This is a genomic window from Acinetobacter soli, assembly GCF_000760595.1.
GTDB lineage: Bacteria > Pseudomonadota > Gammaproteobacteria > Pseudomonadales > Moraxellaceae > Acinetobacter > Acinetobacter soli.
This window is the reverse complement of the sequence record NZ_BBNM01000001.1, coordinates 99656-119522: the sequence shown is the minus strand read 5'-3', so window position 1 is coordinate 119522 and position 19867 is coordinate 99656. Positions and strand designations below refer to the sequence as shown.

Annotated in this window: 19 protein-coding genes; 16 read left to right on the top strand and 3 right to left on the bottom strand. The window is 43.5% G+C overall.

The genetic code is table 11. The features are described 5' to 3' along the window. Positions 1–62 precede the first annotated feature (62 nt). Complete coding sequence (locus tag Aso01_RS00620) at positions 63–1016, bottom strand: pseudouridine synthase (RefSeq protein ID WP_004938771.1); 954 nt, start codon at positions 1014–1016, stop codon at positions 63–65. A gap of 121 nt (positions 1017–1137) precedes the next feature. On the opposite strand from Aso01_RS00620, the gene tsaE reads away from it, so the two are divergent. The 4 genes from tsaE (at position 1138) to hfq (ending at position 5129) form a co-directional block, all read left to right on the top strand. Next, positions 1138–1605 (top strand): tRNA (adenosine(37)-N6)-threonylcarbamoyltransferase complex ATPase subunit type 1 TsaE, encoded by a 468-nt coding sequence (gene tsaE, locus Aso01_RS00615; protein ID WP_004938768.1) that lies wholly within the window; start codon positions 1138–1140, stop codon positions 1603–1605. 1 nt (position 1606) lies between these two features. Further along, on the top strand, positions 1607–3571 hold the full coding sequence (gene mutL / locus Aso01_RS00610) for a DNA mismatch repair endonuclease MutL (RefSeq protein WP_004938767.1): 1965 nt from the start codon (positions 1607–1609) through the stop codon (positions 3569–3571). 6 nt (positions 3572–3577) lie between these two features. Continuing rightward, positions 3578–4522, top strand: coding sequence for a tRNA (adenosine(37)-N6)-dimethylallyltransferase MiaA (gene miaA / locus Aso01_RS00605; protein ID WP_004938765.1), 945 nt, complete (start codon positions 3578–3580; stop codon positions 4520–4522). A 91-nt stretch (positions 4523–4613) separates the two neighbouring features. After that, entirely contained in the window at positions 4614–5129 is a 516-nt protein-coding gene (gene hfq / locus Aso01_RS00600) for an RNA chaperone Hfq (protein ID WP_004938763.1), read from the top strand. A gap of 94 nt (positions 5130–5223) precedes the next feature. Here hfq and Aso01_RS00595 read toward each other — a convergent pair whose 3' ends face one another. Then, on the bottom strand, positions 5224–6564 hold the full coding sequence (locus tag Aso01_RS00595; RefSeq protein WP_004938760.1) for a peptidylprolyl isomerase: 1341 nt from the start codon (positions 6562–6564) through the stop codon (positions 5224–5226). After that, a complete protein-coding gene (locus Aso01_RS00590; RefSeq protein WP_039909982.1) occupies positions 6564–9014 on the bottom strand; it encodes an LPS-assembly protein LptD in 2451 nt (816 codons plus the stop codon). The genes Aso01_RS00595 and Aso01_RS00590 overlap by 1 nt, the downstream gene beginning before the upstream one ends. A 120-nt stretch (positions 9015–9134) precedes the next feature. On the opposite strand from Aso01_RS00590, the gene Aso01_RS00585 reads away from it, so the two are divergent. The 12 genes from Aso01_RS00585 (at position 9135) to Aso01_RS00530 (ending at position 19861) form a co-directional block, all read left to right on the top strand. After that, entirely contained in the window at positions 9135–10151 is a 1017-nt protein-coding gene (locus tag Aso01_RS00585; RefSeq protein ID WP_004938755.1) for an aminoglycoside phosphotransferase family protein, read from the top strand. Continuing rightward, positions 10148–10852 carry an N-acetylmuramate alpha-1-phosphate uridylyltransferase MurU gene (murU, locus tag Aso01_RS00580; protein ID WP_004938753.1) on the top strand — a complete coding sequence of 235 codons (705 nt, stop codon included), beginning with the start codon at positions 10148–10150 and terminating at the stop codon, positions 10850–10852. Before Aso01_RS00585 ends, murU begins: the two co-directional genes overlap by 4 nt. Before the next feature lie 69 nt (positions 10853–10921). Continuing rightward, the gene (gene rsmG / locus Aso01_RS00575; protein WP_004938752.1) at positions 10922–11560 is read left to right on the top strand and encodes a 16S rRNA (guanine(527)-N(7))-methyltransferase RsmG; all 639 of its coding nucleotides are present in this window, start codon (positions 10922–10924) and stop codon (positions 11558–11560) included. Between the two features lie 13 nt (positions 11561–11573). Next, positions 11574–12356 (top strand): ParA family protein, encoded by a 783-nt coding sequence (locus Aso01_RS00570; RefSeq protein ID WP_004938750.1) that lies wholly within the window; start codon positions 11574–11576, stop codon positions 12354–12356. Further along, entirely contained in the window at positions 12353–13243 is an 891-nt protein-coding gene (locus tag Aso01_RS00565; RefSeq protein WP_004938745.1) for a ParB/RepB/Spo0J family partition protein, read from the top strand. The genes Aso01_RS00570 and Aso01_RS00565 overlap by 4 nt, the downstream gene beginning before the upstream one ends. Before the next feature lie 321 nt (positions 13244–13564). Continuing rightward, the gene (msbA, locus tag Aso01_RS00560) at positions 13565–15289 is read left to right on the top strand and encodes a lipid A export permease/ATP-binding protein MsbA (RefSeq protein WP_004938741.1); all 1725 of its coding nucleotides are present in this window, start codon (positions 13565–13567) and stop codon (positions 15287–15289) included. Between the two features lie 6 nt (positions 15290–15295). Beyond that, positions 15296–16303 carry a tetraacyldisaccharide 4'-kinase gene (lpxK, locus tag Aso01_RS00555; RefSeq protein ID WP_004938739.1) on the top strand — a complete coding sequence of 336 codons (1008 nt, stop codon included), beginning with the start codon at positions 15296–15298 and terminating at the stop codon, positions 16301–16303. Positions 16304–16312: 9 nt separating this feature from the next. Continuing rightward, positions 16313–17074, top strand: a complete 762-nt coding sequence (gene kdsB, locus Aso01_RS00550; RefSeq protein WP_004938738.1) for a 3-deoxy-manno-octulosonate cytidylyltransferase — start codon at positions 16313–16315, stop codon at positions 17072–17074. Positions 17075–17088: 14 nt separating this feature from the next. Continuing rightward, entirely contained in the window at positions 17089–18075 is a 987-nt protein-coding gene (locus Aso01_RS00545) for a DNA polymerase III delta subunit-related protein (RefSeq protein WP_004938735.1), read from the top strand. A gap of 2 nt (positions 18076–18077) precedes the next feature. After that, positions 18078–18422 (top strand): PilZ domain-containing protein, encoded by a 345-nt coding sequence (locus Aso01_RS00540; protein WP_004938732.1) that lies wholly within the window; start codon positions 18078–18080, stop codon positions 18420–18422. Positions 18423–18437: 15 nt separating this feature from the next. Next, positions 18438–19211 carry a TatD family hydrolase gene (locus tag Aso01_RS00535; RefSeq protein WP_004938730.1) on the top strand — a complete coding sequence of 258 codons (774 nt, stop codon included), beginning with the start codon at positions 18438–18440 and terminating at the stop codon, positions 19209–19211. 38 nt (positions 19212–19249) lie between these two features. Beyond that, on the top strand, positions 19250–19861 hold the full coding sequence (locus Aso01_RS00530) for a TetR/AcrR family transcriptional regulator (RefSeq protein ID WP_004938726.1): 612 nt from the start codon (positions 19250–19252) through the stop codon (positions 19859–19861). The last annotated feature ends 6 nt before the right edge of the window (positions 19862–19867 follow it).

The following is a 19867-nucleotide window of genomic DNA, read 5'->3' as shown; positions in this document are numbered from 1 at the left end:
AACGATTTTTTAATTTTTAATGGCTTATTCTAAAGCAAGAATTTGTAATTTCAATCTTAAAACTAAAAAATAGCGTGGTTGTCATTACGATCAAATGACAAAGAAAGTGACTGTCTTGAGCAAAAGTACATTTCAGTTTGTGTAATGGGGTCGACAAACTCTAATTCTTTTGCCAAAAGCTGTAAGGGGTTGGAAAAGTCATCGTCGGCTTTGTGTGCCAAAAATGGATAAAGCGGATCGTTCTGGATAGCAAGCCCCAAGTGAGCCAAATGCACACGAAGTTGATGCTGTTTTCCGGTTTTGGGGCTTAAACGATATTTTGCCCAATGATTTGAATACTCTAGGCATTCAATCCAGGTTTCACTGTTCGGCTCGGCGTCTGGATTGACTTTCATGGTGTAAAACGGCTCACCTTTGCTCATGTTGAGTCGAACTGTGCGAGGAAACTGAAGCGTGTGATAATAAGGGGCGATGGCATGATAGGTTTTTTGCACATCGCGCGCTGCGAATAAAGATTGATACACACCGCGGGATTCAGGTTTTTTACAAAACATCACCACACCCGCCGTTTCACGATCAAGACGATGGATTGGAGTTAGATCGGGAGTTTGGCCACTTTGTTTTAAGCGAACCAGCAGTGTTTCTTGTACATACTTGCCGGTGGGTGTCATGGTTAAAAAATGTGGTTTATCGACCACCAGTAGATGTTCATTTTCAAATAAAATCTCATGCTGAAATGGCACTGCAACTTCATGCGATAAAAAACGATAATAAAAAATATGCTGGTTGGATAAATAGGGGCTAGCTACACTCAGCGTTTGGCCTTGAGCATCGATAATTAGTCCATCATCGAAGCGCTGTTGCCATTCTGAGGCTAATATATGAGGAAAATGCGCACACAGGTAAGCAAAAGTTGTTTCAGGTGGTTTGCCATGCATGGTGGGTAAAAATACTTTGCTGGCACTTACGCCTTGACGAGTAGGAGGGATAAATTCGTGTGCGGTCATGTTGGCCATTTTGGAGATATCGCTAGAGAGTCAGGCTGTTTGAAAAGCAAGCAGCTTTTTACTTGATCATAGGCTTTTAAACATTCAGGATGGTATTATACACAGTCCGATTGAATCATGTATGAGCGTAATGCAGTATTCCCTTCGTTTAACCCTGGCGGATGAACTCGACACACAAAAACTGGCAACAGCACTCTCTGGTGTGATCCAAGAAGGTGTGGTGTATTTAATTGGCGATTTAGGCGCAGGCAAAACCACGTTTACTCGTCATTTTCTGCAAGCACTGGGTCATCAGGGGGCAGTAAAAAGTCCAACCTATACCTTGGTCGAGCCGTATCGTATCCAGCAAAAAGAGATATTTCATTTCGACTTGTATCGCCTTAACGATCCCTATGAGCTTGAATTAATGGGAATTCGGGATTATCTGGATGTTCCGCATGCTTTGTTTTTATTTGAATGGCCATCGAAGGGAGAAAACGAGATTCCAGAGCCAGATATCATCATTCAAATTGAAAAATCTGAAGATGATCTTGAACGATATGTGACGATTGAATTGAATGATGCTCAGCAATACGCACAATTAAAGGACCTCATTTAACATGCTGCAAGAATCCCGCGATCTGCGACGTATTCATACTCTCGATCCTGCGCTGGCCAACCAGATTGCGGCAGGTGAAGTAATTGAGCGGCCTGCATCGGTTGTGAAGGAATTGCTTGAAAATGCAATTGATGCAGGCGCAACCGAATTGATCATTCGCGTCGAGCAAGGTGGCGCTACGCTCATTGAAATCATCGACAACGGTCAGGGGATTCATAGTGACGATTTACCGTTGGCGGTAATGCGTCATGCCACAAGTAAGATCAAGACTTCCGACGATTTGCATGCCATCGTAAGTTTGGGATTTCGAGGCGAAGCCTTGGCATCGATTGCCGCCGTATCTCGCTTAACGCTAATGAGTAGTCAATCTGACGATGGCGTCGGGTATCAGGTTGAAGTCAATGGTACAGCCTTTGATCATCAAGCGATTCAACCTGTTGCGCTCAGAAAGGGCACACACATTCGTGTACAGGACTTATTTTTTAATGTTCCTGCGCGGCGTAAATTTTTAAAAAAACCAAGTACCGAATTTGGACATATCGAAGAAATTGTCAGACGTCTGGCACTGACGCATTTTGATATTCGATTTATGTTAGAGCACAACAATCAGGTTCGTTTGAATTTACCTGTAGCAGACAGCGGGCAACTGCGTTTTCAGCGTGTTCAGCAACTGCTTGGGCATCAGTTTACTCAAAATGCCTATTGGCTCGATACGCAAAGTATTTCCATGCGATTGTCGGGCTGGTTGGGTCATCCCTCCGACGCGCGCCCACAAGCCGATTTGCAATATGTCTATGTGAATGGCCGTATAGTCAAAGATAAAACCATTTCACATGCACTGCGCATGGCTTACGATGGAATTTTGCATGGTCATCAGTATTCGGCTTATTTACTGTTTTTAGAGGTTGATCCAGAACAAATTGATGTCAATGTACATCCCACCAAGCATGAGATTCGCTTTTTAAACCAGCGTGAAGTGCATGAGTTTGTACGGCATTATGCCAAAGAAACACTCTCACAATTTCAGACCGCAGCGGCCGAGTTGTCTCAGGCCATGAAACCTGAACAATTGTCTATTGAGCGCATGCCGCAGCCGAACTATCAAGAACAATTTAGTTTGCACCGCGCTGAAACAGCATCAACTCAAGCACCGCATGAGGCCGATCACACACATGCGGCAACTACAGCCGTATCAACAGAACTGTTAACCGAATTTAATGCCAGTCGGCCCAATTCTGTCGATTATTCGCGACGTCCACAACCTGTGAGTGATCCAGAGCGGCTCAACAATGCCCTTAAAAGTTATCTAGCTCCATTGCGTGAGCAAACAGAAGCGGTAGAAAATACGGCAGAACGTCAAGCAGAGTCCGAAGTAGATGAGTTTCCGCTGGGAATTGCCATAGCACAATTGCACGGTATTTATATTCTGGCGCAAAATACCGAAGGCTTGATTATTGTTGATATGCATGCTGCACATGAGCGTATTTTATTACAACAGATGAAATCTGCGTGGGATAAGCCCGAGTTTTGGATTTCACAGCAATTGCTCATTCCTAAAGTGGTTTCAATTACACGTATGCAAGCGGCACGGATTGAAGATCTAAAAGATCAGCTGGCGCGATTGGGTCTGGATATTGATCAATATGGTGATGATCAAGCGATTGTGCGCGGAGTTCCGGCCATTTTGCATAAAGCTAATTTTGAGAAACTGATTCCTGAGCTTTTGCATGATCTGGATCCAAATGATCAGGCACAGGCGCTTATGCATAAGCGTGATGCCATTTTGGCTGGCATGGCATGTCACGGTGCAGTTCGTGCACATCGCATGCTGAGTCTGTCTGAAATGAATGCTTTGTTACGTCAAATGGAGCAGACAGAATTCGCCAGTCAGTGTAATCATGGCCGTCCAACATGGCGCGCATTTCCACTTCATCAACTTGACAAGCTTTTTGCTCGAGGAGAATAGTTTTTCATGTCAACTTCTTTGCCCGTAATCAATTTGATGGGGCCGACCGCAAGCGGTAAAACAGCCTTGGCATGTGAACTGTATGAGCAGGGTCAATTTGAACTGATTTCTGTAGATTCTGCATTGATTTATCAAGATATGGATATCGGTACAGCAAAGCCCACCAAAGAAGAGCAGGCACAATATCCGCATCATTTAATTGATATTATTACGCCACTAGAAGTGTATTCTGCTGCGCAATTTGTCGATGATGCCACGCGCTTGATCGACCAGTGCCACCAGCAAGGCAAAACGCCTATTTTAGTTGGTGGAACCATGCTGTACTTCAAGGCCTTACTTGAAGGACTGTCAAGCAATCTTCCAAGTGCAAATGCTGATATTCGGGCAGAAATTGAACAGCAGGCTGCGCTTGAAGGGTGGGAAGCTGTGCATGAACAATTGCGCAAAGTGGATCCGACCGCAGGTGAAAAGTTTAATGTATCTGATCGCCAGCGTATTATTCGCGCACTAGAAGTCTATCGATTGACTGGTATACCGATTACGCAATTACAAATGGAGCAACCGAAAAATTTACCATATCGTTACACATTTCATAACTATGCTTTGCTGCCAGATCGGGTAGAATTACACCAGCGAATTGAGCAAAGATTGCTCAAAATGTGGGATATCGGTTTTTTAAATGAGGTGGAAGCTTTAATTAAAAAATACGATTTGGATGAAAATTTACCTTCAATGCGGTCTGTCGGGTATCGTCAAGCACTCGATTTTCTGTTAAAAAGTGATAAAAGTCACATAAATAGGAGGGAAATGGAAGATAAGGCATTATTCGCGACACGACAACTTGCGAAACGTCAATACACTTGGTTACGTTCGTTGCAAGAAAAGCACTATTTTAAAACTTATTTAACTATAAAGCAGGCTCAACAAGACTTGCGAAACTCTTATGGATAAAGCAAAATTTACATACTATCTTTTTTATAAATTTTAATTGAAAAATAAAGATGGTTTTTTGCGCTGATTTTAATTTTTTTGGAGTTATAAAATGTCTAAAGGTCAAACATTACAAGATCCGTTCTTAAATTCTCTCCGTAAAGAACGTATTCCTGTGTCAATCTTTCTTGTGAATGGTATTAAATTACAAGGTCACATTGAATCTTTCGACCAATACGTAGTGTTGCTAAAAAATACGGTAAGCCAAATGGTTTACAAGCATGCAATTTCAACTGTAGTTCCTGCACGTAACCCACGTCCAGCAGGCGCGCCAGCTGGTGCACCACAAGGTGGTTTTGGTGGTCAGGGTGGTGGCTTCGGCGGTCAAGGTAGCGGCTTCGGCGGTCAAGGCGGTGGCTTCGGTGGTCAAGGTGGCTTCGGTGGTCAAGGTGGCTTCGGTGGTCAAGGCGGCGGCTTCGGCGGTCAAGGCGGCTTCGGTGGTCAAGGTGGTTTTGGTGGTCAAGGTGGCTTCGGCGGTCAAGGTGGCTTCGGCGGTCAAGGCGCTTCTGGCTTTGACAACGATACAAAATTCGAAGATGGACAGGACGACGATTCTAACAACCGTTAATCTGTTTCAGTAAAAAACCTCAGTCGATATGACTGAGGTTTTTTTTATCTAAAATATAAAAAAGAACCAGCATTTGGCTGGTTCTATTAAATGATTACTGTGCTGCTATAGCTTTTGCTCGCTGCAATTTTGTATCAAGTTCCGGATCCTTGATTTGTACATACGCATGGGCACGTACTTCACGCAACCAGCTATCCAGTTCACTATCAAACTGTCGCTCACCCAAGATCTGACGTGCCATACGTTCTTGATATTCTTGAGTCATGTCTTTTTCACGAACGCCAGTGACTTCAAGAATATGCCATCCATATTGAGTCTGGAATGGCTGACTAATTTGTCCGACTGGTGTATTTTTCATTTTCTCTTCGAACTGTGGCACCATACTGCCCGGCGTTACCCAGCCCAAACTTCCGCCATCACGTGCTGAGCCTGTATCAGAAGAGTAGGTTGCGGCGAGTGTGGTAAAGTCTTCACCCGACTTTAAACGATTATAAATGCTATCAATAGTTTGTTTGGCCATATCCGGACTGATGACTTCAGACGGCTGAATTAAAATATGGCGCGTCTGGTATTGGGTCACCATGGCTTTTTGATCGCTACTTTTTCGTTCGATCAATTTCAAAACATGAATGCCATCACGAACATTAATCAGCTCGGTAGTTTGACCTTGCTGAAGTGGACTAACACGCGCAGCTAATTCGGAAGGCAGGTCGGCAAGATCACGGTATCCCATGTCTGCACCTTCGACCTTAACGTCTTTGGTTGAGAATTTTTTACCAATCGCCGCAATGTCATTACTTTCATTCAAGGCTTGTTTTACATCTTGCGCAACTTTGGCAAGCTGCTGCGGATCTACTCCTTGTTGGGCAGAGATACGCGCATGAATAACATGAACCTGACTACCAAGCATTGCCTGACCTTGAGGTGACTTCAAAAAGTTTTCAACGTCTTGATCACTAATTTTGATACGTGACATGACTTGCTGCTGACGTAAGCGATTGATTGCCAAATCTTGACTGATACGAGCACGCAGTGCTGCATAAGTTCCCGGTGCTATACCATCGAGTTTCTGTTGAAAGGCAGGGAGTGATTTAATACCTGACTGACCAGCTACTTTGAGTACAGCATCATTGAGTGTGTTTTCATCAATCTTGATGTTATAACGTTTCACCATTTCAAGTTGGGCTTCACGTAAAATCAACTGATCAAGCACCTGACGTTGCAAGAAGTTTTGTGGTGGAAGCCCTTTTTTTTGTGCTTCAAGCTGGTGTGTTGCTTCAGTGACACCTTGATCTAAATCGCTTTTAAGAATGACGCTATTGTCCACAATTGCAACGACTTCGTCTGTTGGCGCTGCAAAACTTTGCATTGATGAAGAAACAACCAGAGCCAGCGCGGTTGTTTTAAATAACTGTTTCAAATACTTTGTCTTCATTAACGTTGTGTCCAAGATTGATTAATTTCTTTAAAGCCTAAAACGCGATTTTCCAATAAAGAAGCTAACTTGTTGTTTAAGCCGCCTAATCCTTTAAATGTGATTTCTGCCATCACCGCGCGCTTAACGTTGACGTTCGGATCTTTCGGATCGTCTAGATCGTTGTAGTAAGAACGGCCGTAAACAGAAACCGCATAACAACATGATTCATAATTTACGCCAAGCAGGTATTCACGTGCGACGTTGTTTCTGAAGTCATATTGAACATGGCCCATAATACGCCAGTTGTTCTTGATTGGTTGTACAAATGATGCAACAGCCGCATCGTACGCCACTTGACGATCTACAATTTCCTTGCGGTTAAAGTAACCAACGTTATAAAGATTTCCGTTGTCACCTGTGAAATAGGCTTGGAAATCGTGCTGAGAATTATTGCCATTAGACATCCATGCCGAGTTGGCACTTACTGTAAACTTGTTTGTCAGCTGGCTCGAGATACTGACAATCGGCCCTGATGTTTTAGACGTATCTTCAGTGTCAGTGCTGTTTGTTAGTGTCACACGGCGATCAGAGAAATAAAAACTTTGGCCAACACCTGCACGAATTCGTTCAAGGCCTTCGGTATCAAACAAGCTATAGCTAACGCCCAAAGAAAGGAAGTTGTTGTCTTCTAAACGGTCATGACCATAAAAACGATACGGGCTAAAGAGCTGATCGTAGTTGATTGAAGCGGATGTGGTATCAAAGTTTGGATAATCTGTTTGATTTTTATAAGGTGAATAGGCATAAAATGCACGTGGTGTAATGGTTTGAAGGTACTTACCATCACGTTGAAAAATTAGACCAGTATCTAAAGTAAATTGTGGCACAACGACTGATTTACTTTTGTTGTCTGAGTTTAATCCTAGATTTTCGACTGTATTTTGATCGTAGAAGGTGTTGATACTACGAATTGAAGCTTCTGGAATTACAAAGGCCCAAGGAGTACGGTAATTATACCTTGTTGCTAACTGATTATAAAAACGTGTTCCACTTGGTTGAGTACTATAATTAGCAGCATTATCAATGTTCTTTTTAAAGTACGCAGTGTCGTTGTTATATTCGTATTGCAAACCAAGCGGATTGCCCGTCACATAGTTGAGCAAGAACTGCGGCAAGCGTGCATAAGGTTTATCAACATCATCGACTGTTTTGTCAAGAGTTTGAAAATTTTCAACTTTTAATTGCGCAGTCAGACCAGGGATTTGATTTTTATACTTTAGAGTGGCCGCACGGCGTAGATTCAAATCGGTTTTAGAATCTGGATTGGTATCTAAGTCGGTGATGTAATCTTTATCAGAGGCGTAGTGATATTCTGCATCTGCCGTTAAATAATCGTTAATTTGCCATTTGTGCAAAAGGTTAAAATCTTTACGATCTTGATTATTGTATCGATCATCACTTGGTAAGTAGCCACCCCAAATACGACCTTGACCAAAATTTTCGGTTAAATACCTAAACTCACTTTCTAGCATCATTCCACGATCTGAAATATATCGTGGAGTAACCGTTGCATCGTAATTTGGCGCAAGATTCAAATAAACCGGTACGGTGAGTTCAAGCCCACCATCGTTTGAGAAACCCAAGTTTGGGTTAAGAATCCCGGTGGTTCGGCGGTCATCGATCGGGAAATTAAAATACGGTACTGCCAAAACAGGGACATCTTTTACATATAACTTGGTACCTTTGGTTACACCACGCCCGGTTTCCTGATTTAGTTCAATTTCTTTGGCTTGAATTTTCCAAGTTGGCTTTTGCTCGGGTGGGCAAGTGGTATAGGTGGCATTGTGCAGCACCAGTACATCCGGTGAGGTACGCTGAATCAGGTCTGCACGGCCATGCGCATGTTGCTGCTCAGAAATATAATAGCTATTTTTTAAATCACCTTGCTGGGTTTTCAGGTTGTAATTAACCTGATCGCTTTTGGCCAGCAATCCAGCTTGTGCAAGCTGCACATTCCCTTGCGCGTTGGCATAGGTTTGGCTTTTATCGATCGTGACTTTATCGGCACGCACAGATCGGCCTTGCTGATCAATCAGAACATTGCCTTCAAGTTCTGAATCGCCATTCGGATTGTAATGTGCATAGTCTGCTGTGACTGTAGATGTGGCCTCTTTAGGGTCAACAGCTTGTGTGGTCGGACTGATCGGAGTAATCCATGTACCGCTACAAAAAGCGGAACTCAATGATTTGGTATCACGCACCTGAGCTTCCGGAGATGATTTCTCGACATAATACTGCTCAAAAAACTCTTGTCCCGGATAGGCTTTTTGAATACTGTCCTTGAGTCTTTTATTGTCCACAGTCGAAGCTGTATCGTTGGCTTCAGCATAGCTTGATTGTATGGTGCTACCACACAAAAGTGTAAAAATAGCAGCTGCTAACGGATTAAATTTAAACTGATACTTCATTTGTGTCATTAACCAAGTATGCTAAAACGCAATTAATTATTGTCGCATCATAGAGAAAAAGTTTATAAGTGGCTACACTTAGAACTTCAAAATCTCAGCCCGTTTTAGATTTTATTGCAAATGAATACACAACGTGAACAATTGATACATATCTGGCTTACTTCGATTCTAAATTCAAGCGATTTTAGAATTCAATTTCTTGCCGGAGACGCAAGTTTTCGCCGTTATGCGCGAGTCGAATACAAAAATAATACCTATATGTTAATGGATGCGCCACCAGAAAAAGAAGATTGTGTGCCATTTGTTCAAATTGACGAGTTTTTTGATCGGCATGGTGTTCGTGTTCCGCATATTGTGGCCAAAGATCTAGCTCAAGGTTTTTTATTGCTTGAAGATTTTGGCGATGTGTTGCTTTCGACTTTACTTAATGACCAGACAGTTGATGCCTACTATTTGCAGTCGTTTAAACAACTCATTCATTTGCAATCGATACCGCCTCAAGATCAATTTCCAGTATATAGCTACGAAAAATTGATGGCAGAAATGCATTTACTCACCGAGTGGATGCTGCCTGCGCTAGAGATTCAGCCTGATTCAGATGAGCAACAATTGATTCAGCAGACCTTTGATTTGCTCGCCAAAAATGCACTGGCTCAGCCACAAGTCATTGTGCATCGAGATTTTCACAGCCGTAACCTCATGAAACTGGGCAATGAAGAGACACTCGGTGTGATTGACTTTCAGGATGCAGTAATTGGTGCTGACACGTATGATTTGATCTCGATCACACGTGATGCTTACGTACAGTGGGACCCAAGCCGTGTTTACCAATGGTTTGAAACTTTTTATACGTTGTTGCCAGCTCAAGTAAAAGTAGCGCGTAGTTTTGAAACCTTTAAGCGTGATGCTGACTGGATGGCCATTCAGCGACACATCAAAATTTTAGGGATTTTTGTGCGCTTATTTGTACGTGACGGTAAATCAGGATATTTGAAAGATCTTCCGCGAGTCATGTGGTATTTGCTGGAAGAAAGTCAGCCTTACCCAGAACTTGCCGAATTTAGACGTTATATGATGGAACAAGTTTTACCTAAGTTTGAAGAAACTTACGGCACCTTTGAGAGTGTTGCAGCATGAAGGCGATGATTTTGGCCGCCGGACTCGGCAATCGCATGCGTCCATTGACCTTGCACACGCCTAAACCGCTACTTCAAGTTGGCGGCAAACCGTTAATCGTATGGCATATTGAAAAGCTCAAAAAAGTCGGTATTACTGATATTGTCATCAATACGGCGTGGCTTGCAGATAAACTGGTCGAGGCGCTTGGAGATGGTACTGCTCTGGGGGTAAATATCCTCTGGTCGCATGAAGGTGAAGGGCTTGAAACGGCAGGTGGAATTATTCGAGCATTACCGCTTTTGGGGCAAGATCCCTTTTTGCTGGTTAATGGCGATGTCTGGACCACCATGGCGTTTAATGAACTTACTGAAATTGAACTGCATGATAATTTGGTGCATCTGGTTTTGGTCGATAATCCTGTGCAGCATCCAAAAGGTGACTTTATACTGGCCAAACAGCGCGCCTTTACCTTTGAGCAGGCAGTAGCGGGTGAGGCATTAACCTATAGTGGTTTGGCAGTAATATCGCCTCAACTGTTTGCGGGTTTAAGTGACGGCAAAAGACCTTTGGCACCTTTATTGCAAAAAGCTATGCTTGATGGACGCGCAAGCGCACAGAAAATGCAGGCAGATTGGGTTGATGTAGGTACCCCAGAGCGATTAAGCCTGTTAGATCAACAAATTAAGCAAGGTTTCTACAGTCAACTGTGTATTCACTAAGCGGTAGAGACTAGGCGTAGACCGAGAAATCGGTATACTTCCCCTAAATTTTTAAGATGTGAAGCGGATATGCATCCATTTTTCCAAGAGTTAAAACAGGGCAGTCAGTCCCTTGGGTTGAATCTAAGCGATGATGCTTTAGGATTGTTATTAAAGTATCAAGATGCCTTGGTATTATGGAACAAGGCATATAACCTGACCGCAATTCGCGATCCAAAAGAAATGCTGGTCAAGCACTTGCTTGATAGTTTAAGCATTTTAAAGGATTTACCAGCAGGACGTCTTTTAGATGTTGGCACAGGCGGCGGAATGCCCGGCATGATTGTTGCCTTGTGTCAGCCTGAGCGTGATTGTGTATTGCTCGATTCGAACGGTAAAAAAATTCGTTTTCTCAAGCAATTTATTGCAGATTTAAAATTAAAAAATGTCATTGCAGTACAAACCCGCGTTGAAAACGAAGACTCGATCCAAGATTTGGGTAAATTTGATGTGGTGACCAGTCGTGCTTTTGCATCGCTGTCAGATTTTGTTGCGGCAGCACGTCCGTATATGCACGATTCAACCGTGATTGCAGCAATGAAAGGCTTGGTACCAACCGAAGAGGCCGAACAGTTAAAAACTGAATTTTCATGTCAAGTGATCGAACTGCGTGTTCCACGTTTGGACGAGCAGCGTCATTTGCTTTTATTGCAACAATTAAAAAATTAAGTTTGGGGTTCTCATGGCTCAGATTATTGCGATTGCAAACCAGAAGGGTGGCGTAGGTAAAACCACGACAGCTGTAAATCTGGCGGCCTCTTTAGCGGTATTGAAAAAACGGGTATTGCTCGTGGATATGGATTCACAGGGTAATGCCACAATGGGGTCGGGTGTTCAAAAAAATGACCTGTTGTATTCAGTAACCGATGTTTTACTGGGTGAAGTTCCGATTGAAACCGCTATTACCAAGGCTGAGGTCGGCTACAAAGTTTTAGGTTCTAACCGTGACTTGGCAGGCGTCGAATTGGCAATTGCAGAGCAGGATGGTCGCGAGTTTATTCTAAAAAAAGCGCTAGATACCATTCGTGATAAGTTTGATTATATTGTGATCGATTGTGCACCAAGTTTGAGTCTCATTACAGTCAATGCGCTTGCTGCGGTCGATAGTGTGATCATTCCGATGCAGTGCGAATATTATGCGCTAGAAGGTCTGGCTGACTTAACCCAGACTATTGATCGTATTCAGCAGGCGCTCAATCCGAATTTACAGATCACTGGTGTCTTGCGTACCATGTATGATGCTCGAAACGCACTGACACGTGATGTATCGGCAGAGCTTGAGCAGTTCTTTGGTAAAAAGCTTTACGATACGGTTATTCCACGTAATGTTCGATTGGCCGAGGCGCCTGCACACGGCTTGCCGATTATTTACTTTGAAAAAAGTTCTAAAGGCGCAGTGGCGTATTTAAACTTGGCTGCCGAGATGTTGAAGAAAAGCAAAGTGAAAAAAGGAACCAGCGCATGACCACAAAAAAACGAGGTTTGGCAAAAGGTCGCGGACTCGATGCATTACTTGGTTCGATTCAAAAAGAAAAACTCCAGCTTGAAGCACAGGCAATTGATCATGGTCAGCTGAAACAAGTCGATGTTGATCTGTTAAAGCGTGGTGAGTATCAACCACGCCGATTTATTCAAGAACAAGATTTAAAAGAGCTTGCAGCATCAATTGAAAAACATGGTGTGATGCAGCCGATCGTGATTCGTCCGATTCAAGATGATCAGTTTAGTTATGAAATTATCGCGGGTGAGCGTCGCTGGCGTGCAGCACAGTTGGCTGGATTAAAACAGGTTCCTGCAATTGTTCGTGATTTAAATGATCAGGTTGCCATTGCATTGGCTCTGATTGAAAATATCCAGCGTCAAGATCTCAATCCAATTGATCAAGCCTTGGCATTGCAACGCTTTCATGACGAATTTGGTCTGAGTCATCAGGAAATTGCTGAAACGGTGGGCAAGGCAAGAACAACAGTCAGCAATCTTCTGCGTTTACTCAGTCTCGATGATGTGATTAAAGACTTCATGCAAGAAGGGCAACTCGATATGGGTCATGCCCGTGCCATTCTGGCCTTGAAGGCAAAAGATCAAATTGCGATTGCAAAAGTCATCATTGATAAAAACCTGTCGGTTCGTCAAACCGAACAGTTGGTTCGCGAGTGGAATCAGCCGAAACAGTCAAAGCCTAAAGAGGCAACACCACCAGATATTGAGCAATTAACCCAGCGTTTATCTGAGCGTTTTGGTGCTCAGGTTAAAATTGATCACAACAAACAAGGTAAAGGTAAGTTGGTGATTCAGTACCATTCACTTGATGAGCTAGATGGTATTCTCACCCTGTGTTTGCCAGATGCGTAATTATTTGGTTTAAATACGCGGACTGATTTGCTATAGCTTTTATGTATGAAATAAGGCGTCGATATGAACGGTATTGATGCCTTATTTTTATTGAAAATTCATACTTTTTTAAGCTTAAGACAACAACATCTGCCACCAAAACCATACGGTGCAAGTATTGAAGTATGTTAAACTCCAGCTCGCATCTAGTATGTTTATTTGTTCAAGGTGAATGCTGGTGGTTTACACTGCTGTTGTTGGCTCATCGAGATGAGTGAAGCAAGCTAAGGAACGCTAAGCACTACTTGATATTATGCTAGTGCCGAATTAGAGGTTGATTGAGTGAAGCAAGATTTTAAGGTTTATATACGTCTAATATCCTATTTAAAACCTTATTGGGGTATCGCTTTGTTGGTGCTGATTGGTTTTGGTTTAAATGCCGCAACCGAAGTATCAGTCGCAAAACTCTTAAAATATATTATTGATGCCATTCAACTCGGTAGTCGAGAAGACTTAGACTGGTTTCCTTTGCTAATTGTATTACTGGTCTTCTTCCGTGGTCTTGGCTTATTTATGGGTGGATACTACACTGCGGTGATTTCGCGTCGACTCATTTTTAGTATTCGACAAGAAGTTTATGCCAAACTTATGCGTCTGCCCTCGCAGTACTACCTCGACAATTCCTCTGGGCATATCTCTGCCAAGATCATGTACAACGTCGAGCAACTCACGGCAGCTTCCTCTGAATCATTAAAAATTATGGTGAAAGATGGTTTGGTGACCATGGGGTTATTGGGTTATCTGCTCTACACCAACTGGCGTCTTACGCTATGTATCTTTATTTTTATGCCGATTATTGGCTTTTTGGTGCGTAAAGCATCGAAGCGCATGCGTAAACTGTCTATACAGGTGCAAAACACCATGGGCGATGTGAACCATGTGGTTCAAGAAAGTATCGCGGGTCAGGCCGTGGTCAAAAGCTTTGCAGGTGAAGCTTCAGAACAAAAGCGTTTTTATACGTCATCTGAAGACAACTTAAAGCGCGGCTTGAAAATGGTGATCGTGCAAAATCTAAATAGCCCGCTGGTTCAGTTGGTCATGGCGATGGCGATGAGCTTGATTGTATGGTTGGCACTTCGTCCACAAATTTTAGGCGATACCTCTGCGGGTGAGTTTGTGGCATATATTACCGCAGCGGGACTTTTGGCTAAGCCTGTAAAGAACTTGACCGATGTCAATGAAAAACTTCAGCGCGGTATTGCGGCGGCGTATTCGGTATTTGAAGTACTCGATTTGCCGACAGAAGAAAATAAAGGTGTATTAACGCCAAAACTTGAAGGCGGTGTACGCTTTGATCATGTGACACTTGAATATGCAGCCGGTGTAAAGGCCATTCAAGATTTTACATTGGATATTCAGGCAGGCCAAACCATTGCTTTGGTTGGTCGTTCGGGGGCTGGTAAAACCTCTTTGGTGAATTTGTTGGTTCGCTTTCAGGAAACCACTTCGGGTGGACTATATCTTGATGGTATTCCAATTCGTGATATTGAGCTCTCGGTGTTGCGTCAGCAAGTGGCGATGGTGAATCAGCAGGTGGTGTTGTTTAACCGTTCAGTGCGTGAAAACATTGCTTATGGCCAGCTTGAAGGTGCGGCAGATGAAGATATCATCGCGGCAGCAAAGGCCGCCTATGCGCACGAATTTATTATGAATTTACCTCAAGGCTACGACACGGTACTCGGTGCTCAAGGCCTGAATCTTTCTGGCGGTCAGCGCCAGCGTATTGCCATTGCACGTGCGATTTTAAAAAATGCGCCAATCTTGATTTTGGATGAAGCAACCAGTGCGCTAGATAATGAATCCGAGCATTTCATTCAAAAAGCTTTCGATGAAGCGATGCAAAATCGAACCACACTGGTGATTGCGCATCGTCTGTCCACCATTGAAAATGCCGACATGATTGTGGTGATGGATAAAGGACAGATTGTTGAAAAAGGTACACATCAAGAGCTGTTAGATAAACAGGGCGCTTACTTCCAGTTGCATCAGCGTAATTTTGAGGAATAAAGATTCATGTCTCTGGCACAGATCATTCAAGATGCATGGAACCGTCAAGCCAAATGGTTGGTGTTGCTGCGTCCACTGTCTTGGTTGTATTGTGCCGGTTCAAAGCTAAATAAATCTTTATTCGATACAAAACTGAAATCGGTATATCGTGCGCCGCTACCTGTACTGGTGATTGGGAATATTACGGTAGGAGGAAGCGGCAAGACGCCATTACTGATTCGGTTGGTCAACTATTTGCAGCTCAAGGGCGTCCGCGTGGGTGTAATTAGTCGGGGTTATGGTGCTGAAGGCCCATTTCCTGCGCTGGTTACTCAAACCTCGACACCCGAACAAGTGGGTGATGAACCTTGTTTAATTGTTCAGTCTACCCATGTGCCGATGGCTGTCGGCCCGAATCGTCAAGCATCAACCGAATTACTCATCAAACATCATCAGCTTGATCTGATTATTAGTGATGATGGATTACAGCACTGGGCGCTGGCACGTGATCTGGAGTGGATTGTACTGGATTTAAACCGCGGTTTGGGCAATGAAAAATTATTGCCCGAAGGATTTCTACGGGAGTCCAAACAGCGCTTGGTTGGCGCGACAGTAATCGAGCATGGTCATGCGTCTGAGTCGCCGTTGAATATGTTTTTACAGCCAAGTGAACCTTATTTAATGTCGCCTACCCATGATGTCTCTCTTTTTAATCCTCATGAGAGTTTTTATGCAGTGGTGGGGATTGGTTTTCCGCAGCGGTTTTATACCACTTTAGAGTCGATGGGAATCCATGATTTTCAATGTCATGAGTTCCCAGATCATCACGACTACCAACTGGCAGATCTTGAATTTGAGGATCGGCACGCCATTATTACCACTGAAAAAGATGCTGTAAAATTACTGCCCTTACTAAAACAGCACCCGGAATTTAGTCGAAAAATTTGGGTGGTTCCCGTCGAGGCAGTTTTATCCGACGCCTGCTACACTTTGCTTGAAGAGCAGCTTACAACACTTGGAATTCGCTTTTCTTAGGACATTCATATGAAACATATTGTCATCCCGGCTCGATTTTCCAGTACTCGTTTGCCTGGAAAGCCATTGCTTGAGATTCATGGGCGTCCGATGATCTTACGTGTGGTTGATCAGGCCAAAAAAGTAGAGGGTTTTGATGATCTATGCGTTGCAACCGATGATGAGCGAATTGCCGAAGTCTGTCGTGCAGAGCAAATCGATGTGGTCATGACCAATCCTGCTCATCCATCAGGAACAGATCGATTAAGTGAAGTAGCACGTATTAAGGGCTGGGGCAAAGACGATATTATTGTCAATGTTCAAGGCGACGAGCCGCTCTTACCTGCAGCACTGGTGCAACAGGTCGCATCACTGTTGGTGGCTAAGCCAGATTGCTCGATGTCGACTTTATGTGAGTCGATTCATTCTTTAGATGAGTTCGAGCGTGACAGTATTGTCAAAGTAGTCATGAACAATGTGCAAGAAGCCCTGTATTTTAGTCGCGCCACAATACCGTACGACCGTGCTGCAGCTCAGAAACAGGTTTCATCAAGTTTTGATCACGCTTACCGTCACTTGGGTTTGTATGCGTATCGCGTGAGCCTGTTACAAGAATATGTGAAATGGTCGCAAGGTGTGCTTGAGAAACTTGAGAGTTTGGAGCAGCTTCGTGTACTCGAAAATGGACATCGTATTGCCATTGCTGTTGCAGACAGTGCACTTCCACCGGGTGTGGATACACCTGAAGATCTGGCGCGTTTAAACGCATTGCCTGTTTCATATTTTGATTAATTGGAAATGATGGCGTGAAACAGCATCAAGCAAAGGTTTATCCTTGGCAAGCTACAGTGTGGAAATCGCTCACAGGACGTTTCCCTCAATTGGGTCATGGCCTGTTATTTTATGGAAAGTCGGGCAGTGGCAAACACGCTTTTGCATTGCATTTTTTAAGCTGGGTGCTGTGCACGCAAAAAAAACCAGAAGGTGCGTGCGGTGAATGCATCAGTTGTCAGTGGCTTAAATCGGATACTCATCCAAATTATGTGTATATCACTACCGATGACGACAATAAAAAACAAAATGCTAAAATCAAGATTGAAAAAATCCGCGATCTGCTGCCGTTTGTGCAGCAAACCGTCGATGGCTGGCGCGTTATTGTGATTGAGCCAGCAGAGGCTTTAAATATCGCGTCTGCAAATGCACTACTGAAAACGCTTGAAGAACCCGGCGAGAAAGTATTGATTATCTTGATTGCCGATCATTATCTGAAGCTTCCGGCAACCATTCGAAGTCGCCTTCAGCATTTTTCACTGGATCGAATGACCTTTGATCAGGCACAGGACTATTTAAGCGAACAACTACCAACGCTCGATCCAGCAGAAATTCAGCTTCTGTTAAATTTGAGCAATGACATGCCGCTCAAGGCGATAGAGCTTGCAGAAGCTGACTGGTTTAATAAGCGCCGTGATTTTGTATCTGACTGGATTAAACTGGTCAAACAGAAAAATATGCCCTTGATGATTGCATCGAAGTGGCAAAAAGAGCTAGCGGCGGCAGATTCGCTGATCATGTTTGAATACTTGTTGGGTGATTTAATTTGTGTCAAGCTAAATCAGGATCCTAAGAATATTGATTTGGACTTTAAGGAACTGTCGGGTGAGTATGCACTTGAACAACTCTTTGATCTTTATGCGCAGATCCAGCATTCAAAACAATTGATCGGACAGAATGTTCAAACCAATCTTGTGATCGATCAATTGTTTATTCAGCTCATGAACGTTAATGGGAGTTGAACATGGAATCGAGAATTAGTGGCGGCCTGATTCATGTGCACATTCCGGATCGGGCAACCTTGCAAGCCAGTTACATGCATTTTGTACAAGATGGCGGCTTGTTTATCCCTTCTAGAGAATCAGTCACGTTAGGCGAAGAGATATTTGTTCTTGCAACCTTGCCTGAACAAACACTGAAAATTCCACTTACGGGAAAAGTCATTTGGATTTCTCGTAAGCAAGCTGGAATCAAACCACAAGGGTTTGCCATACAGCTCTCTGGAGAGCGAGGTATATACTATAAAACTGAAGCCGAAAAAATTTTGGCAGGTAGTATGTCCTCAGATCGCTCAAATTTTACCATGTAGTTTTAGGAAAGAATTGTGTTTGTAGATACGCATTGTCATTTAACCATGCTCGACTTAACGCCATATGGTGGCGATTTGGATCAGGCACTAAACGAAGCGCGCGCGGCAGGTGTATCTAAATTTATGAGCATCTCTGTCGATCTTGATGACCATATCGCATTATCAGCGATTGCAGCGCGTCATGAAGATGTCGGGTATACCGTAGGGGTGCATCCGTGTGAAGATGTTGAAGTCATGGCACGAGCAACGACAGAGTATTTGGTCGAATTGGCTCAACCTGAAAAAGTCTGGGCACTTGGTGAAACAGGGCTCGACTATTATCACAGTGCGGAATTCGTCGATCAGCAAAAGGCCTGTTTTGCGCGACATTTGCAGGCATCCAAACAGGTTGGAAAGCCTGTGGTGGTGCATACACGCTCTGCCAAGACCGATACCATTGATATCATTCGTGCAGAGCAATCGTCACACGGTATTTTGCACTGTTTTACCGAAGACTGGGAAACCGCTAAAGCTGCTTTGGACTGCGGTTATTATATTTCGTTCTCGGGAATTGTATCGTTTAAAAATGCGCAAGATTTACGCGATGTTGCCAAACAAGTGCCGCTTGATCGTCTGCTGATTGAAACCGACAGTCCATATCTTGCGCCAGTACCGTATCGCGGTAAATCAAATGAACCAAAATACGTGCCATATGTAGCCAAAGCGTTGAGTGATGTATATGATAAATCACTCGAGGAGATTGCATTGATTACACGTCAAAATTTTGAAAATCTCCTTGCAAACACATAACTTTAAAATGACATAGATAAGCGAGTGACGGCGTGAAGATGGATCGACAAGCTCAGTTCAGGGCAAGAGAAGCATTAATATTTGAAGTGGCAGAGCAACTTCTTCTCGACAATGGAGAAGCCGGTATGACACTTGATGCCTTGGCTGCTGAACTGGATCTCGCCAAAGGAACGCTGTACAAGCATTTTCAGAGTAAAGATGAATTGTATATGCTGCTCATTGTCCGTAATGAGCGCATGTTGCTAGAAATGGTACAGGACAAAGAAAAAACCTTTCCAGAGCATCTGGCATTCTTTATGTTGCATCATTTACATCACCCCGAACGTACAGTGTTATTTCATCAAATCGAAGAACGCTTATCGACTACTGGTCAGGGAATTTATCATCTGTTTCAAGAGTTGTATCAGGTGCGCAAACAGCGCTTGAGAATCATCATCAACATGACTGAAAAATATCTTGAAGAAATTCATAGTACCATGCCGGTGCGGGACTATTTGGCTGCAATTTGGTCGCTGACCCATGGCGCAGCGGCTATTTTAAATTCGAGTTTTTATCAGCGCTATTTAGGATCTCGCGATACTTTACGCGTGGCCTATATTGATCAGGCATTGGCGCTTCCAAAACATCTTCAAGAACCTCATTTTGTTTAGAGTATC

Bases quoted from the DNA above. Each gene is read 5' to 3' on its own strand.
- Aso01_RS00620 (WP_004938771.1), bottom strand. From the start codon at position 1,016: ATGGCCAACATGACCGCACACGAATTTATCCCTCCTACTCGTCAAGGC.
- tsaE (WP_004938768.1), top strand. From the start codon at position 1,138: ATGCAGTATTCCCTTCGTTTAACCCTGGCGGATGAACTCGACACACAA.
- mutL (WP_004938767.1), top strand. From the start codon at position 1,607: ATGCTGCAAGAATCCCGCGATCTGCGACGTATTCATACTCTCGATCCT.
- miaA (WP_004938765.1), top strand. From the start codon at position 3,578: ATGTCAACTTCTTTGCCCGTAATCAATTTGATGGGGCCGACCGCAAGC.
- hfq (WP_004938763.1), top strand. From the start codon at position 4,614: ATGTCTAAAGGTCAAACATTACAAGATCCGTTCTTAAATTCTCTCCGT.
- Aso01_RS00595 (WP_004938760.1), bottom strand. From the start codon at position 6,564: ATGAAGACAAAGTATTTGAAACAGTTATTTAAAACAACCGCGCTGGCT.
- Aso01_RS00590 (WP_039909982.1), bottom strand. From the start codon at position 9,014: ATGAAGTATCAGTTTAAATTTAATCCGTTAGCAGCTGCTATTTTTACA.
- Aso01_RS00585 (WP_004938755.1), top strand. From the start codon at position 9,135: ATGAATACACAACGTGAACAATTGATACATATCTGGCTTACTTCGATT.
- murU (WP_004938753.1), top strand. From the start codon at position 10,148: ATGAAGGCGATGATTTTGGCCGCCGGACTCGGCAATCGCATGCGTCCA.
- rsmG (WP_004938752.1), top strand. From the start codon at position 10,922: ATGCATCCATTTTTCCAAGAGTTAAAACAGGGCAGTCAGTCCCTTGGG.
- Aso01_RS00570 (WP_004938750.1), top strand. From the start codon at position 11,574: ATGGCTCAGATTATTGCGATTGCAAACCAGAAGGGTGGCGTAGGTAAA.
- Aso01_RS00565 (WP_004938745.1), top strand. From the start codon at position 12,353: ATGACCACAAAAAAACGAGGTTTGGCAAAAGGTCGCGGACTCGATGCA.
- lpxK (WP_004938739.1), top strand. From the start codon at position 15,296: ATGTCTCTGGCACAGATCATTCAAGATGCATGGAACCGTCAAGCCAAA.
- kdsB (WP_004938738.1), top strand. From the start codon at position 16,313: ATGAAACATATTGTCATCCCGGCTCGATTTTCCAGTACTCGTTTGCCT.
- Aso01_RS00540 (WP_004938732.1), top strand. From the start codon at position 18,078: ATGGAATCGAGAATTAGTGGCGGCCTGATTCATGTGCACATTCCGGAT.
- Aso01_RS00530 (WP_004938726.1), top strand. From the start codon at position 19,250: ATGGATCGACAAGCTCAGTTCAGGGCAAGAGAAGCATTAATATTTGAA.